The following is a 15358-nucleotide window of genomic DNA, read 5'->3' on the forward strand; positions in this document are numbered from 1 at the left end:
TTGTGGCCTGGAGATCCACATGCAACAACCCGCCCCCTTCCTGATCCTCGACGACGACGACGTCTTTGCGCAAACCTTGGCGCGCGCGCTCACGCGTCGCGGCTTTGCTCCGCAGATCGCCCACACCGGTGGCGAGGCACTGTCGCTGGCACGGCAGACGCGCTTTGCCTACGTGACCGTCGACTTGCACCTGGCCACCAGCGACAAGGGCCTGATGCCCCACGGTGGCACAGACTCGGGCCTGCACTGGATCGCCCCACTCCGCCAAGCATTGCCCGACGCACGCATGCTGATCCTGACGGGCTACGCGAGCATCGCGACTGCCGTGCAAGCGGTAAAGCTCGGTGCCGATGAATACCTCGCCAAACCCGCGAACGTCGATTCGATCCTGCTGGCGCTGCAGGTGGGGGTATCTGAAGCCGTGGCCGAGCAGACCATGGAGAACCCCACACCGCTGTCGGTCGCGCGGCTGGAATGGGAGCACATCCAACGCGTGCTGGCCGAGCATGGCGGCAATATCTCCGCCACCGCGCGGGCGCTGAACATGCACCGGCGCACGCTGCAGCGCAAGCTGGGCAAGCGACCGGTCGCCAAATAAAAAGCGCGGTCGAGCGATATTGCGATCGTTTCGGAAAGACTGACGCCCCTGCTTCCGTCGCCCCAACGCCAATCGCTGGGGTGTAAAGATGGAAACAGGGGCGTTTTCAAGCATCCGCACCAAACTCAATCAGTGCGTTTGCAGATGCAGCACGACTTACCTGCAGCACCACGCTTGGCAGTAGCTGCCATAACAGCCTGCGTGCGCAACCTGCGCGCCGAGCATGAGCGTGGCCAGCATGAGACCGGTGAAGACTTTTTTCATGAAAGTACTCCGTCAAATATCATGAAAGAAATGGACGGCGCTTTGAAGAAGCGCTGGTCTCCCTTTCAAGCTCCGCCCTCGATTGCACAAACTGTGCATCTCGATTGTTTTTCGATGCCTCACACCAATCAATCGTGAGGCACAAAAAGCGATAAAGCACTGCGGTCCTGCCCATAGGCACCGCTCACTATCGGAAAAATCCGACAGGCACCGCACGAGAGCGCGTCAATGGCGCAATGGAAAACGGGCCGCATCGTTGAAGATGCGGCCCGTTTCTTTTGGTCTGCGCGGCTGGCTTTACAGCACGTAGCGCGACAGGTCTTCGTTGCCCGACAGCTCGCTCAGGCGCTCATCGACATATGCCGCGTCGATGGTCACCGTCTCGCCCGACGACTTGTGCGCGTGGAACGACAGGTCTTCGAGCAGGCGTTCCATCACCGTGTACAGGCGGCGCGCGCCGATGTTCTCAACCTTCTCGTTGACCGCGCAGGCGATCTCGGCGAGGCGGCGGATACCGTCATCCGCGAACACAAGGTCGACGCCTTCAGTCTTCATCAATGCCTGGTATTGCTTGGTCAGGCTCGCGTCCGTCTGCGTGAGAATCGCGCGGAAGTCGTCCACCGACAGCGAATCCAGTTCCACGCGAATCGGGAAGCGGCCCTGCAGTTCCGGAATCAGGTCGCTCGGCTTGGACAGATGGAACGCACCCGATGCGATGAACAGGATGTGGTCGGTCTTGATCATCCCGTACTTCGTGTTGACGGTCGTGCCTTCCACCAGCGGCAGCAGATCGCGCTGCACGCCCTGACGCGACACCTCGCCGCCGCCGTATTCACTGCGGCTGGCGATCTTGTCGATCTCGTCCAGGAACACGATGCCGTTCTGCTCGACGTTGGCAACGGCCTTGTGCTTGAGCTCGTCTTCGTTCAGCAGCTTGGCCGCCTCTTCGTCGATCAGCAGCTTGAATGCCTCCGCCACCTTCATCTTGCGGCGATGCTTCTTGCCCTGGCCCAGCCCCGCGAACATCGAGCGGATCTGCTCGGTCATGTCTTCCATGCCCGGCGGACCCATGATGTCCATGCTGGGGGTGCCGGCCGACACTTCGAGTTCGATCTCCTTGTCGTCGAGCTGGCCTTCACGCAGCTTCTTGCGAAACGCCTGGCGTGCGTTGGAATCCTTCTCTTCCGGCTGCGAAAAACCGATATCGCGCGGCGGCGGAATCAGCACGTCGAGCAGGCGGTCTTCCGCCGCATCTTCGGCCTTGGCGCGCACCTTCTTCATCTCGGATTCGCGCGTCTGCTTGACGGCCATCTCGGCCAGGTCACGCACGATGGTGTCGACGTCGCGGCCGACGTAGCCGACTTCGGTGAACTTGGTCGCTTCAATCTTGATGAACGGCGCATCCGCCAACTTGGCCAGGCGGCGGGCGATTTCGGTCTTGCCCACGCCGGTCGGTCCGATCATCAGGATGTTCTTGGGCGTGATCTCCTGGCGCAGGGGGTCACCCACCTGCTGACGGCGCCAGCGGTTGCGCAGGGCCACGGCCACGGCTTTCTTGGCCTTCTGCTGGCCGATGATGTGCTTGTCGAGTTCGGAAACGATTTCCGACGGCGTCATGGTTTCAGACATGGGAATCCTGTGCAGAGCGAGACCGCTTACTCGAGCGTCTCGATCACGAAATTGGTGTTGGTGTAGATGCAGAGTTCGCCGGCGATCTTCAGCGATTTCTCCACCACGTCGCGGGGGCTGAGGTCGGTGTTCTCCACCAGTGCCTTGGCCGCCGATTGCGCGTACGAACCGCCCGAGCCAATCGCCGCGATGCCGCCTTCCGGGTCCAGCACGTCACCGTTGCCGGTGATGATGAGGGTCGTTTCGCGATCCGCGACGATCAGCATCGCTTCGAGGTGACGCAGCGCACGGTCGGTGCGCCAGTCCTTGGCGAGATCAACGGCAGAGCGCAGCAGATTGCCCTGGTGCTTCTGCAGCTTGGCTTCGAAGCGGTCGAGCAGCGAGAAGGCATCAGCGGTGGCGCCGGCAAAGCCGACCAGCACCTTGCCATCATAGATGGCGCGCACCTTGCGGGCGGTGCCCTTCATCACGATGCTGCCCAGCGTGACCTGGCCGTCGCCGCCGAGCGCGACTTGGTTGCCGCGCCGCACGCTGACAATGGTGGTGCCGTGATACTGTTCCATGCGCTTGTTCCTTGGGGTGCAGCCTGAGCCGGCCCACCGCGGGCCGGTCAAAGAGTTCCATACTTGACGCCAGCCCCCAGGATTTCAAGCCTGATTTCCGCAGCAGCGCACAGTTTTTGTGCGCGCCGCATCGCTTGTCGGATCGTCAGTGCGTGACGTCGAAAGCGTAGGTGCGCTCATCCAGACGCGGCACCGCCGTGTAGCCCTTGCGGGCAGCCCACACGTTGATGTTGAAGTACAGCGGGATCACCCCGTAGTCGCGCATGCCAATTTCCGTGGCTTCCTGCAGCAGCTTCTCGCGCTTGAGGTCGTCGATGGTCTGCAGCGCCTCGGCCAGCTTGGCATCCAGCGCCGGATTGGAATAGCGCCCGCGGTTCGAGGCACCCCAGCCGCGCGCCGGGTCATAGGTTGCCAGCAGCGCCTTCAGGCTGGAGCTGGCTTCACCCGTATCCGCCCCCCAACCCGCCTGCAGGAACGAGAAGTCCAGCTTGTTGGCGCGCGTGAAGAACGTCGCCGATGGCATCGCCTCCACCTTGGTGGCAATCCCCACGCGCGAAAGCATCGAAGCGATCACCTGCGCGACGCGGTCGTCGTTCACGTAGCGGTTGTTGGTGGCGTGCAGCGTGATGGCAAAGCCGTCGGGATAACCCGCCTGGGCAAGTAGTTTCTTTGCGGCAGCAGGGTCCGCCGCTGGCGCCTTCAGGCTTGGCACATGGCCGAACAGGGCGCTGTTGACGAGTTGCCCGGTCGGCTCGGCAGCGCCTTCCATCACGCGGTCGACGATGGCCTGGCGCGAGATCGCCAGCGAAATCGCCTCGCGCACGCGCGCATCCTTGAGCGGATTCTTCGCCAGCGGTTTGCCGGCCTTGTCGGTCACGAACGGCGATACATCGCGATTCGAATCCAGGTGCAGATACATCATGCGGAACACCGGCATCTTGAACACCGACACCGCCGGATCGCTCGACAGCTTCTTGATGTCGGAGGTCGGCACGTTTTCGATCACCTGCACATCGCCGGCCAGCAGTGCCGCCACGCGCGACGGATCGGCCGTCATGATGCGCAGCGTCACGCGCTCCCATTGCGGCTTCTTGCCCCAGTAGCCATCGAAGCGCGTCAGCTCCACACGATCGCCCTTGGTAAACGACACAAACTTGTACGGCCCCGTACCAATCAGCGCACGGCCATTGTTGAAATCTTCCGGGCCGGCCTTCTCAGCCACCTTCTTCGACACGATGTAGATGGTCGACAGATCGTTCGGCACAAGCGGATACGGCCCGTTGGTGGTGATGCGCACGGTCAGCTTGTCGACCGCCGTCACCTCCTTGAAGCCGCGCGTGTAGATCGTGAATGGCGACGGGCTGTTCTTGATCGTGGCCGGGCGCGCCAGCGAGTAGACAACGTCGGCCGAGGTGAACTCGCTGCCGTCATGGAAATGCACGCCGGGGCGCAGCTTGATCTCCCACACCGTGTCGCTCACGGCCTTCCACGAGGTGGCGAGGCCGGGCTTCATACGCATCCTCTCGTCCTTGGCGATCAACGTCTCGAACATGTGCTCGGCAACGTTATCGTTGGGCGTGACGTTATGGAAGTGTGGATCGAGCGAGGTGATGTCGCCTGACAGGCCAACCACCAGCGCGTTGGCCGGCGCAGCCTGCGCGGCAAGCGGTGCGGCGGTAGTGAGAGACAGCGCAGCGACCAAACCCGCGGCACGCAGCAAACGCAGAACCGGCATGACGACTCCCCGATAGCTCGTTACTCAATCAATACATTCGCAAAACGTTCGGGGATTGTCAGGACCGGATGACGCCGGTGTCAACGTCGGTGAAGCAGGGGGTGTGCATGCTCAGTGATGGTGCCCGCAATCGCAGTCGTCACCATGCTGGTGATCGTGGTCTTCGTCGTCATCAACGTCGTCGTGATCATCGAAGGCCCAGGCGGGGAAGGGATCGGGCAGCACGGCCCATGCTGCAGGGCCGGCGGCCAGTTCCGCATCGGTCAGCAGGCACGTATCGAGCTGCGCGACGAGTGCGGCCTCATCCAGATCGGTGCCGATGAAGACGAGCTCCTGACGGCGGTCGCCCCACGGCGCAGGCGCACCGTTGTCGTGCAGCTTGTCGATGATGTCGGCGCGGGCCTCGTCCTCATCGGGCCATTCAGCCTGATCCACTGCCGCCCACCATGCGCCGGCGCCACCGTGGCGCATCACGCCGCCAGCCTGGCCCCAGCTCCCGGCAGTCTCCATGCGAGAGGCCAACCAGAAATAGCCCTTCGAGCGCAGCACGCGGCCGCCACCGTTCGGACTGCGCAGCCATTCGGTGTGCATCAGATCCCACAGGCGCTGCGGGTGAAACGGCACGCGGCGGCGATAGACGAAGCTGCGAATGCCGAGCGCTTCCGTCTCGGGCACGTGTTCGCCGCGCAGTTCGGCCAGCCAGGCGGGCGCGGCCGATGCCGCATCGAAATCGAAGCGATGCGTATTCAGAATTTCGTCCAGCGGCACCTTGCCGAACGACGCCGGCACGATGCGCGCACGCGGGTTCAGCGAATGCAGAATGCTCGCCAGACGCGCGCGCTCGGCCTCGCTCACGAGGTCGATCTTGTTGAGCACGATCACGTCGCAAAACTCGACCTGTTCGATCAGCAGGTCAACCACGGTGCGGTCGTCGTCTTCGTCGCGGGCCTGACCGCGGTCTGCCAGGAAATCGGCAGCATCGTAGTCAGCCAGGAAGTGCTGGGCGTCGACCACCGTGACCATGGTGTCCAGGCGTGCGAGGTCGGACAGCACGTCGCCCTCGGCGTCTTCAAACGTGAAGGTCTCGGCGATCGGCAACGGCTCGGCCACGCCCGTCGATTCGATCAGCAGGTAGTCGAAGCGGTCTTCGCGGGCCAGACGCGCGATCTCGTCGAGCAGGTCTTCGCGCAGCGTGCAGCAGATGCAGCCGTTGGATAGCTCCACCATGCGCTCGTCGGTACGCGAGAGCTGGGCGCTGGTGGCCGTGCCGTCGCCCACGAGCTGCGCGTCGATGTTGACGTCCGACAGGTCATTGACGATCACGGCCACGCGCTTGCCCTCGCGGTTGGCGAGCACATGGTTGAGCAGCGTAGTCTTGCCGGCGCCCAGAAAGCCGGACAACACGGTAACGGGAAGCGGACGGGACATGATCGTGGCCCTAGTTTGTGGCTAAAAAAAGCAAACAGCCCGGTGGGTGACCGGGCTGCAAGATTCAAACGAATGCGTCAACCGAGTGCGACGCGCGCGTCAGTCACCCATCAACTTCTGACGCTTTTCGCGGCGCTCCTGCGCCTCCAGCGACAGGTTGGCGGTGGGGCGTGCAAGCAAGCGCGGAATGCCGATCGGCTCGCCGGTTTCGTCGCAGTAGCCGTAGTCGCCCTTCTCGATGCGGGCGATCGACTGCTCCACCTTCTTGAGCAGCTTGCGCTCGCGGTCACGCGTGCGCAATTCCAGCGCGTGCTCTTCCTCGATGGTCGCGCGGTCGGCCGGGTCCGGCACGACCACGGTCTCGCGCAGCTCGTTGACGGTTTGGCTGGCATTCTTCTCAATGTCAGCCTTCATTTGTTCGAGCCGGTCCTTGAAGAAGGCGAGCTGCGCCTCGTTCATGTAATCCTTTTCGCCCATCTTCAGGATTTCGGCTTCGGTGAGTAGTTTCTTGCTGCTCATGGTTGCTGCGGATGATCCTGGTAAATCGCGCGCCGTGTCGGCTGTCGCGTCGTCCTTGCGCGGGGATGCGTTGGACTCGTTCTGGCTAGCGGCGGACTTGCCGCCCCGCGCGCCTCCTGTTGCCTTGCCCGCAGCGGCGCCCCCTGCCGCTTTTTTTCGGGTGGCTGGCGCAGCCTGGGCTGCAGCCGACTCCGTATTGGACCGCAGGGCGCCGCCGTTGGCGCCGCGTCCATCCTTGTTCTTGGTCACCATCGCCTGCTCCTCCTACCGGACGTGCCTGGGACGACGTGCACTGAATCGACTTATTGTAGCCGAACGATCTTACCCGAACTATCGGAGAAACACGGACAGAAAATACGGCCCGGATTCTGCCTGAAAGCGCCGGACAAGGCCACCCAAAAGGAGGGGGGAAAGCGGCCCGAGGGAAACAAGCCCTAGGCCAGACAGTTCTCCAATCCTTTCAAAATTGTTTCGCGCGGCAGATCCACCCCGATGAAAACCATGCGATTGCTGGGCTTTTCACCATCCCACTTGCCGCCCACGTCGCTGCCCATGAGCTGGTGCACGCCCTGGAACACCACCTTGCGGTCGACACCTTCCATATAGAGCACGCCCTTGTAGCGCAGCAGCTTCTCGCCGTAGATGTTCAGCACGCCCGAGAGGAATTCCTCCAGCTTGGCGTAGTTGAACGGCCGGTCACTGCGGAAGACGAACGAGGCGATGCGATCCGTGTGGTGCGCGTGGCCGTGGTGATGGTGGTGACCGTGATGGTGGTCATGGTCATGACCGTGGTCGCAGTCGGCCGAGCAGGCATGGTCGTGATCATGATCGTGGTTATGGTCATGATCATCTTCGCGCAGGAAGTCGGGGTCGATCTCCAGCTTGGCGTTCAGGTTGAAGCCGCGCAGGTCGAAGATCGTGTCGATCGGCGTGTCGCCAAAATTGGCGGTGCGGATCGGGGCGCGCGGGTTCATGTGCAGCAGGCGGTGGCGCAGCGCGTCCACGTCCTCAGCCGGCACCAGATCGCTCTTGGTGATGAAGATGGCGTCGGCAAAGCCCACCTGGCGCTGCGCCTCTTCCTGCTTGTCGAGCTGCATGTTGCCGTGCTTGGCGTCGACCAGCGTGATGACGGCGTCCAGCAGGTAGCGGCTGGCGATCTCGTCGTCCATGAAGAAGGTCTGCGCGACGGGGCCGGGGTTGGCCACGCCGGTGGTCTCGATGACCACGCGGTCGAACTGGATCTGGCCGTTGTCGCGGCGCGTGAGCAGGTCGGACAGGCCCGCCACAAGGTCGCCACGGATGGTGCAGCAGATGCAACCGTTGCTCATCTGCACGATCTGCTCGTTGCCGTCCTGCACGAGGATGTCGTTGTCGATGTTCTCTTCACCGAACTCGTTTTCGATCACGGCGATCTTCATGCCGTGCTGCTCGGTCAGGATGCGCTTGAGCAGCGTGGTCTTACCGCTACCGAGAAAGCCCGTCAGGATGGTGACCGGGATCATTTTGGACATGAGGCGTTTCCTGTCTGGTGATGGGCGGCTGGATGCGCGCAGTCGGCGCAGCAGCCCTTGATGGTGAGTTCAGCGTGGTCGGCCGCGAAACCGGCGGGCAGGGCGGCCTTCGGCATGGCCGGCGGCTCCGCCGTTTCCAGGCAGAAGTCGCGCCCGCATTGCGTGCAGTGGAAATGGCTGTGCGAACGGTGCGCGGCTTCACGCGCGGCGTCGTGCTCGGCCAGGCTGAAGCGGAAGACGCGATCGGCGCCGGCCGTCTTGTGGACGATGCCGCCGGCCACCAGCCAGTCGAGCACGCGGTAGACCGTCACGCGGTCGATGCCGGCGTCTTCTGGCAACGCATCACACACGGCCTGGTGCGAGAGCGGCTCGGCGTCTTGCATCAGCACGGCCAGCACGCGCACACGGGGCTCCGTCACGCGGCTGCCCAGGCTGCGCAGGCGTGTGCGGGCAGCCGCATCAGGCGAATCAGGTTGTGATGTGGCGAGATCGTCTCGCGGGGCCGGGGTGTTCATGCGCGGGATTGTCCCACGGCCGGAGGGGTGCTGCAATTGAGTTGCAACTGGGCGGCCTTGCACCGCCCAGGGTTTTTCAACGCGTTAGGTGGCAAACACCAGGCACACCGGCGTCGGCACCTTGGCCACCACCACGGGCTGATCCAGCTTGCCGGTCTGCGGGTCAATGCGCAGCCGCAGGATCGTGTCGCCCTTCTGGCTGAGTGCGTAGAGGTGGTTGCCGTCGGCTGCCATCGTCATCGCACGCGGGAAGTGCAGGCCCTCGCTCCAGTACTGGATGGCGGTGAGCTTGCCCGAGGTGTCGATACTGAAGGCGGCCACACTGTCGGCCAGCGGGTGATCCGACTTCAGCTTGCGATTGCTGGCATACAGGAAGCGCCCGGACGGGTGCAGCAGCACCTCGGCGCCGCTCTTCTGGCCGGTGTAGTCGGCGGGGGTGGTGGAGATGCGCTGGCGCTCCTCCAGTACGCGGCCGGTGTCCGCGTCATAACCGTGGCAGGCGACCGTGCCGTCCAGCTCGTTGATGACGTAGAGCAGCTTGCCCTGTGGATGCAGCGCCAGATGGCGCGGGCCGCTGCCGGGCTTGAGTTGCGCCCGGTCGCGCGGCGCCAGCTTGCCGCCCTCGATGGCGAACACGTTGATGCGGTCGGTGCCCAGGTCGGTGCCGATCACGTGCTTGCCCGCCGGATCAAACAGCATCATGTGCGCATGTGGCGCCTCCTGTTCAGGGCGTGGGCCGGCGCCGGTGTCCTTGAAGATGCCCGACACGTCGCCCAGCTTACCGTCCGCGCCGATCGGCAGGAGGTTGTACGCACCGCCGCTATAGATCGAAACCGCCAGATAGCGCCCGTCCGGCGACACCACCACGTGCGCCGGGTTCGTGCCCGACAGCGACAGGGGCTGCCGGTTGAGCAACGTCAGCTTACCGTCGTGCGGGTCGATGGCGTAGGCCTCGGCGCTGCCGTTGGGGCGGCCCTCGTAGACCTCGAGCTCGTTGATCGCGTACAGGAAGCGCTGATTCGGGTGCACCGCCAGGAACGACGGGTTGGCGCTTTCGACCACCCGCACCTGCGTCCACGCATCGCCGCGCGGGGCGAGTACGTAGATGCCACGTGCGGGCGGGCCACCGGCGGTACCACCCGGTGCGTTGAATGTGTAGGTGCCGACGTAGGCAAAGCGCGGCGGGCGCGCGGCGCCGGCGGGTTGTGCACCGGAGGCGGCAGGCTGCTCACTCGCCTGGGCCATCGCGGTTTTGGGAAGAGCGCCCAACAAGGGCAGGCTACCGGTCCACTGCATGAAGGTTCGACGGGTTGGCGAATTGCGGTTAGTCATGGATAGGCTCCTCCTCACGCACGCACGGACATCGCGTGGTGGAAGATGTTGTTCGGATCATAACGGCGCTTGACGCGTTGCAGGAACGCATAGAGATCGCCATCGCCGTAATAGAGCTGCGGCCAGAACGAGTAGGCGAGCATGTCGACGTCTGGGTAGTTGATGTAGCAGCCCTCGTACCGGTCGCCGGGGTAGGGTGTGCCGCTGTGCGGCGCGGGCACGTCGGGGGCGCCGTAGACATCGCGGTAGAAATCGCTGATCCAGCGCAGGTGGCCGGCGTCGTCGGCAGCGGCGGTCCAGTAGGTCTGGTACTGCAGCTTCATGATGGAAGCGCGCTGCGGCACGGCGGTGTCGGCAATACGCTCGGTCTTGTTGACGGCGCCGCCGTACGAATCCACCTGGAGCAGCGATTGGCTCAAGTCCACGCCAGGGATGGTGCGCGTAAGGTGCGTGTAGATGCGCTGCGCCTCGCGCGCCGTGAAGCCGCGCTTCATGTAAGCGGACTTGTACTTGCCGCGCTGGTTGGCACCCGAGCCGTTCAGGTATTGCGTGGCGGTCAGCCAGTCGTACTGCACGATGGTGTGCGGCTTCGAGCAGAGCAGTTGCCCCATGCCCGGCTTGTGCGCGGGACCATAGCCGGGCGGATGGCCCTTCACGGGCGTGGGTGCGCAGGCCTGGAAGCGATCGAGAAAATCGTTGAGCACGGAAAGATCGCGGCACGTGCCATCGGGGTTGCAGAATTGCGTAAGCAGCACGATCTGCCCGGCCGATTTGTGCGTGAGCTTGAGCAGGGAGAACATGCCCCAGGTATCCGGGTCCTTGCCGCGCGTCTCCCAGTATTCGCCGTAGATGCGCAGCAATTCGGCAAAGCGCTGCGGCGTCATGCTGGCCCAGTCGAAGGCCACCGTGGCCAGCGCCACCTCCTGCGGCGCCTCGGGCAGCTTGGCGAACGTGTAGCCGGTGATGACACCGAAGGTACCGCCGCCCGCGCCACGGCATGCACGAAAGAGCTCCGGATCGCGCGTGGCATCAACGATGCGGGCGGCCGCCTTGCCATCCTTGTCCACGGTGACGATGTCCACGGCGGACAACCAATCCACCGTCAGCCCCTGCAGCCGCGACAACAGCCCGTAACCGCCTCCGCAGATGTGCCCGCCCGCGCCCACCGAATAGCACGAGCCGCCGGGCAGCGTCACGTTGTGGCACTTGTAGAGCTCGAGGTAGCCGTTCCAGTTCTGCGTGCCGGCGGGAATGTGCACCGAGCCGTCGGCACGTACATCGGGCGAGTCGAGCAGACTCAGGTCGACGATCGTGCCGTCGGGGTTGTTGGAGACGAAGTCTTCATAGCAATGTCCGCCGCTGCGCACCGTCGGGCGCTGGCCCGCGTTGACGATGCGCTGAATGGCGGGGGCAACGTCATCGGGCTTTTCAACGAGGGCGATCCGGCCAGCGGCCTGGGCGTCCGTGGCGGGCCAGCGCAGGTTGAAGCCATGCTTGAGCGTGTTGTAGCGAGGGTCCTGGCGGGTCACATCCAGTGTCATCGACGACTCCCGGTGAGGGCGTTTGCGCAAGCGTTGCGCAAACGGAGTTGGATTCGGACGCGATACGTCCGGCGGTTCCAACTTAGTCGTTCGTGCGTCCGGGTTCCATCAGACATTGCCGGCACAACGTGTGCGCTGGGTCGGCCAAGGCCACCTCAGCGCACCAGATGGGCAAACCAAGTGAGCACCCGTGATGCCGTCGTCGCCCACAGCGGGCGCACCAGCCAGCACGCCGCCGCCCATGCCAGGATCACCACGATCAGGTCGCAGCGCCCGCTCTTCCAGAGGTTCAGGGAATGGCGCCCCCAGATCCAGGGCACGCCCAGCGGGTTCGGCCAATCGGCCAGCAAGTGCATCAGTCCGCCGCAGGCAAAGCCGAACAGCAGCGGCGCCCACAGGTGATCATGGCTCAGCGCTTGGTAAGACAGCACCAGCGCTGCGACCCAGCCGATGCCCCAGTGCGTGACGGTACGGTGCGTGATCCAGAGCCGGCGGGCGCGGCTCCACCAAGCGACCTCCATCCAGTCAGGCGCCGTGCTGCCGGCAACCGCAGCGCAAAACGCGAGAATGGAAGCGAGGTGTTCGAGGGAGGTGTGGGAAGCCTGCGCGACGAAGCTGGCGGCGATCAAACCTGCCGCCCAGCCCGTCGCATGATGTGCTGCGTTGGATGCCATCAACGTGATGCGGAAAACGAAGGGCCGCATCTTCGCAATGGCGGCTTGCGGGAACAAGCCAAAAATTGCGACAAATTGCTAGCCGATCTGCAGCAGCAAACCCTTGAGGTATTCGCCTTCCGGAAAGCTCGTCAGCAACGGATGGTCCACGCCCCCAGCCAAACGACGTTGAATACGCGCCGTCACCTTGGCATCGGCCGCCGCACCCGCAACGATCTTCTGGAACAGATCCGCATCGATCGCGCCCGAGCACGAGTACGTGAACAGCAGACCGCCCGGTCGCAGCAGTTGCATGCCGACCAGGTTGATCTCCTTGTACGCGCGCGCTGCACGGTCCACCTGCTGGGCCGACGCCGCAAACTTGGGCGGGTCCAGCACGATCAGGTCGAACTGGCGGCCTTCCGCGCGGAAGTTGCGCAACGACTTGAAGACATCCGCATCGAGCCACTCGGCGCGCGCCGGATCGAAGCCGTTGAGGGCAACATTGCGCTCAGCCACCGCCAGTGCCTCGCCCGACGAGTCGATCGACACGACAGACTTCGCGCCACCCTTGAGCGCTGCCAGCGAGAATCCACCGGTATAGCAGAAGCAGTTGAGCACGTCGCGGTCTTTCGCCAGCGCGCCGACGAGCGCACGGTTGTCGCGCTGATCGACGTAGAAGCCGGTCTTGTGGCCCTCGCGCACATCCACGTAGTAGCGCACGCCGTGCTCGGTGGCGGAGAGGTCTTCTGGCGGTTCGGCGCCGGCCAGCACGCCGGTCATCTGCTCCAAGCCTTCGCGCTCTCGCACGCTCACGTCGGAGCGCTCGTACACGTTCGGGCAGCCGGTCTCCTTGATGAGCGCAGCGACGATGGCGTCCTTCCAGTGCTCCACGCCGGCGGCGCTGAACTGGCAGACGAGTTGGCCCCCATTGCCATCCTTGCCCGTGCCGTACTGGTCGACGATCAGGCCGGGCAGGCCGTCGGCCTCGCCCATGATGAGGCGCACGGCATCGGTGTCATGCACCCAGGCGCGGCGGTACGCCACGGCGGTAGCAATGCGGCGCTTGAAGAAAGCGTGGTCAATCGGCTCGGCCTCGTCAAAGCTCCACACGCGGGCGCGAATCTGCGAGACGGGGCTGAACGCGGCGCGCGCCAGGAACTGGCCGTTGGCGGCACGCACGACCACCGTTGCGCCAGAGGCCGGCGGGCGGCCTTCCATGCGGTCAATGGCGTTGGCGAAAATCCACGGGTGCCGGCGCAGCAGCGAGCGCTCCTTGCCGGGCTTGAGAATCAGGGTTTGCATACGACTGGGAAATGAGTGCGCCCCTGTACAGGGACAGCGGAATCAGGGCGGCGCGTTACTTCTTCTTCGCGCGGGGATGCGCCTGATCGTAGATCTTGGCCAGGTGCTGAAAATCGAGCGAAGTATAAACCTGCGTGCTGGCGATGCTGGCGTGCCCGAGCAGTTCCTGCACGGCGCGCAAGTCACCGGACGATTGCAGCATATGCGTGGCAAACGAGTGCCGCAGCACGTGCGGGTGCACATCCGCCGGGACACCAGCCTCGATGGCGTTGCGCTTCATGCGCAGTTGAATCTGCCGCTGTGCAAGGCGCTTGCCGCGCGGCGACAGGAACAGCGCGTACGCATCCTCCGGCGCCGTATCAAGCTGCGCAGGCCTGGCCAGTTGCTCGCGCACCGCCAGCCACGCGGACAGCGCTTCGGCAGCCTTGGAGCCGACCGGCACGGTGCGGCGCTTGCTACCCTTGCCAAGCACCATCACCTCGCGTGCGTCGAGGTCCAACCAACTGGCGGACTCATACTCGCCGGCCTTCACGTGGCGCAAGTCGAGGCTGACCAGTTCCGAGAGGCGCAGCCCGCACGAATAGAACAGCTCGTTGACGGCGCGATCGCGGATCGTCTCTGCGTCGTCGCCAGGCAGTTGCTCCATCAGCGCGACGGCTTGTTCGACGGACAGGGCTTTCGGCAACCGCTTCGGGCTCTTGGGTGCACGCACGCCGTCGACCGGGTTGGCCGTCACCGCCGCATCACGCAGCGCCATCCACTTGTACCAGCCACGCCACGCCGACAACGCCCGCGCAATGCTGCGGCCCGACAGACCGCTACCGTGCAGTTGCGCCATCATGCGGCGGATGTGGTGCGTCTGGAGTTGCGTGAGATCGATACCGGCTGCGAGCTGCGTGCCCAATCGCTGCAGTACGGCCAACTCATGGCCGTAGCTTGCCAGCGTATGCGGCGAGAGTTGCCGCTCGAACTTCAGCGCATCGAGGTAGGCCGCAATCTGCGGATGCGGCGGCGCGGGTGCGTCGCGCGCATCGTCGTCACTCGCGTGGTGAGCAGATTGCGGCATGCGGAGCGCGCGCTCAGTCGCGCAGGCGGTTGAGCGTGGCAGCGGCCAGTTCGCCAATCTGCGCGAGGTAGGTCGTGCCCATGCCGTCGTGGAAGCGACGCGCATCGGGGGAACCCAGCACCAGCAGGCCGAAGGCGGGCGCTGCCGCCTGATCGGCATCGCCACGTACAGGCACGCGCAGCGTAACGATGGCGACCGACTCGATCGTCTCAGCGGTCTCCAGCCAGCCGGCGGCTTCGAAGCCGGCATTGGCGCCACAGTACGGCGCGCGCAAGCCAGCCGCGAACAGGCGCACTTCCTCGCTCACGCCTTGCGCGACTTCCAGATGCGCGAACTCTTCGCCCACCTGCCAGACGCGCAGTGCCACGGCCGGCACTTCGAAAATCTCGCGCAGACCATCCTGCACCGCGTACGGCAGCGCATGCGTGTCGGCCTCGCCCAGCAGGCGCGCCGTCCACGCGTGCACGCGTTGCTGCGTGCGATCGTTCTCGTTGCCGTGGCGCATCAGGTCCGACAGCTTGAGTTCGAGGTGCTTGTTCTTGTCGCGCAAGATTTCCATCTGGCGCTCCTGCAGCGACACGGCACGGTGGCTGTGCGGGCTCGTCAGTTGAATGGCGGCCAGCAATTCCGCGTGCTCTTCAAAGAAGGCCGGGTGCGCTTGCAGATAGTTGGCGACGTCTTGTGCGTTCATCGTGGAGG

General features: G+C 64.4%; 15 protein-coding genes. 2 read left to right on the top strand and 13 right to left on the bottom strand.

Going from position 1 to position 15358, the window contains the following annotated elements:
• Window positions 1-19 precede the first annotated feature (19 nt).
• Both C404_RS52880 and C404_RS60120 read left to right on the top strand, forming a co-directional pair.
• Entirely contained in the window at window positions 20-598 is a 579-nt protein-coding gene (locus tag C404_RS52880; RefSeq protein ID WP_021196935.1) for a response regulator transcription factor, read from the top strand.
• Between the two features lie 144 nt (window positions 599-742).
• Window positions 743-1000 (top strand): hypothetical protein, encoded by a 258-nt coding sequence (locus C404_RS60120; protein ID WP_152524485.1) that lies wholly within the window; start codon window positions 743-745, stop codon window positions 998-1000.
• 159 nt (window positions 1001-1159) lie between these two features.
• Here C404_RS60120 and hslU read toward each other — a convergent pair whose 3' ends face one another.
• The 13 genes from hslU to C404_RS52935 form a co-directional block, all read right to left on the bottom strand.
• Window positions 1160-2491: an ATP-dependent protease ATPase subunit HslU gene (gene hslU, locus C404_RS52885; protein ID WP_021196937.1), complete on the bottom strand. Its 1332-nt coding sequence runs from the start codon at window positions 2489-2491 to the stop codon at window positions 1160-1162.
• A gap of 26 nt (window positions 2492-2517) precedes the next feature.
• Window positions 2518-3054 (bottom strand): ATP-dependent protease subunit HslV, encoded by a 537-nt coding sequence (gene hslV / locus C404_RS52890; RefSeq protein WP_021196938.1) that lies wholly within the window; start codon window positions 3052-3054, stop codon window positions 2518-2520.
• Between the two features lie 145 nt (window positions 3055-3199).
• Window positions 3200-4789: an ABC transporter substrate-binding protein gene (locus C404_RS52895; protein ID WP_021196939.1), complete on the bottom strand. Its 1590-nt coding sequence runs from the start codon at window positions 4787-4789 to the stop codon at window positions 3200-3202.
• A 111-nt stretch (window positions 4790-4900) separates the two neighbouring features.
• The gene (gene zigA / locus C404_RS52900; RefSeq protein ID WP_021196940.1) at window positions 4901-6217 is read right to left on the bottom strand and encodes a zinc metallochaperone GTPase ZigA; all 1317 of its coding nucleotides are present in this window, start codon (window positions 6215-6217) and stop codon (window positions 4901-4903) included.
• Window positions 6218-6316: 99 nt separating this feature from the next.
• Window positions 6317-6736: an RNA polymerase-binding protein DksA gene (gene dksA / locus C404_RS0130375; protein WP_031330009.1), complete on the bottom strand. Its 420-nt coding sequence runs from the start codon at window positions 6734-6736 to the stop codon at window positions 6317-6319.
• 434 nt (window positions 6737-7170) lie between these two features.
• Window positions 7171-8247 (bottom strand): CobW family GTP-binding protein, encoded by a 1077-nt coding sequence (locus tag C404_RS52905; protein WP_031330010.1) that lies wholly within the window; start codon window positions 8245-8247, stop codon window positions 7171-7173.
• Window positions 8235-8762, bottom strand: coding sequence for a Fur family transcriptional regulator (locus C404_RS52910; RefSeq protein WP_021196943.1), 528 nt, complete (start codon window positions 8760-8762; stop codon window positions 8235-8237). Before C404_RS52910 ends, C404_RS52905 begins: the two co-directional genes overlap by 13 nt.
• 84 nt (window positions 8763-8846) lie before the next feature.
• On the bottom strand, window positions 8847-10094 hold the full coding sequence (locus C404_RS52915) for a lactonase family protein (RefSeq protein ID WP_031330011.1): 1248 nt from the start codon (window positions 10092-10094) through the stop codon (window positions 8847-8849).
• A gap of 14 nt (window positions 10095-10108) precedes the next feature.
• Window positions 10109-11635, bottom strand: coding sequence for an FAD-binding protein (locus C404_RS52920; protein ID WP_021196945.1), 1527 nt, complete (start codon window positions 11633-11635; stop codon window positions 10109-10111).
• Between the two features lie 155 nt (window positions 11636-11790).
• A complete protein-coding gene (locus C404_RS0130380; RefSeq protein WP_037012530.1) occupies window positions 11791-12309 on the bottom strand; it encodes a metal-dependent hydrolase in 519 nt (172 codons plus the stop codon).
• Between the two features lie 78 nt (window positions 12310-12387).
• On the bottom strand, window positions 12388-13593 hold the full coding sequence (locus C404_RS52925; protein ID WP_021196947.1) for a class I SAM-dependent rRNA methyltransferase: 1206 nt from the start codon (window positions 13591-13593) through the stop codon (window positions 12388-12390).
• A 55-nt stretch (window positions 13594-13648) separates the two neighbouring features.
• Window positions 13649-14659, bottom strand: coding sequence for a tyrosine recombinase XerC (xerC, locus tag C404_RS52930; protein ID WP_021196948.1), 1011 nt, complete (start codon window positions 14657-14659; stop codon window positions 13649-13651).
• A gap of 13 nt (window positions 14660-14672) precedes the next feature.
• Window positions 14673-15350: a DUF484 family protein gene (locus C404_RS52935; RefSeq protein ID WP_021196949.1), complete on the bottom strand. Its 678-nt coding sequence runs from the start codon at window positions 15348-15350 to the stop codon at window positions 14673-14675.
• Window positions 15351-15358: the final 8 nt, after the last annotated feature.

The sequence above is a fragment of the Ralstonia sp. AU12-08 genome (assembly GCF_000442475.1).
Taxonomy (GTDB): Bacteria; Pseudomonadota; Gammaproteobacteria; order Burkholderiales; family Burkholderiaceae; genus Ralstonia; species Ralstonia insidiosa.

Bases quoted from the DNA above. Each gene is read 5' to 3' on its own strand.
- C404_RS52895 (WP_021196939.1), bottom strand. From the start codon at position 4,789: ATGCCGGTTCTGCGTTTGCTGCGTGCCGCGGGTTTGGTCGCTGCGCTG.
- dksA (WP_031330009.1), bottom strand. From the start codon at position 6,736: ATGAGCAGCAAGAAACTACTCACCGAAGCCGAAATCCTGAAGATGGGC.
- C404_RS52910 (WP_021196943.1), bottom strand. From the start codon at position 8,762: ATGAACACCCCGGCCCCGCGAGACGATCTCGCCACATCACAACCTGAT.
- C404_RS52915 (WP_031330011.1), bottom strand. From the start codon at position 10,094: ATGACTAACCGCAATTCGCCAACCCGTCGAACCTTCATGCAGTGGACC.
- C404_RS52920 (WP_021196945.1), bottom strand. From the start codon at position 11,635: ATGACACTGGATGTGACCCGCCAGGACCCTCGCTACAACACGCTCAAG.
- C404_RS52925 (WP_021196947.1), bottom strand. From the start codon at position 13,593: ATGCAAACCCTGATTCTCAAGCCCGGCAAGGAGCGCTCGCTGCTGCGC.
- C404_RS0130380 (WP_037012530.1), bottom strand. From the start codon at position 12,309: ATGGCATCCAACGCAGCACATCATGCGACGGGCTGGGCGGCAGGTTTG.
- C404_RS52880 (WP_021196935.1), top strand. From the start codon at position 20: ATGCAACAACCCGCCCCCTTCCTGATCCTCGACGACGACGACGTCTTT.
- xerC (WP_021196948.1), bottom strand. From the start codon at position 14,659: ATGCCGCAATCTGCTCACCACGCGAGTGACGACGATGCGCGCGACGCA.
- C404_RS52935 (WP_021196949.1), bottom strand. From the start codon at position 15,350: ATGAACGCACAAGACGTCGCCAACTATCTGCAAGCGCACCCGGCCTTC.
- hslU (WP_021196937.1), bottom strand. From the start codon at position 2,491: ATGTCTGAAACCATGACGCCGTCGGAAATCGTTTCCGAACTCGACAAG.
- C404_RS52905 (WP_031330010.1), bottom strand. From the start codon at position 8,247: ATGTCCAAAATGATCCCGGTCACCATCCTGACGGGCTTTCTCGGTAGC.
- zigA (WP_021196940.1), bottom strand. From the start codon at position 6,217: ATGTCCCGTCCGCTTCCCGTTACCGTGTTGTCCGGCTTTCTGGGCGCC.
- hslV (WP_021196938.1), bottom strand. From the start codon at position 3,054: ATGGAACAGTATCACGGCACCACCATTGTCAGCGTGCGGCGCGGCAAC.
- C404_RS60120 (WP_152524485.1), top strand. From the start codon at position 743: ATGCAGCACGACTTACCTGCAGCACCACGCTTGGCAGTAGCTGCCATA.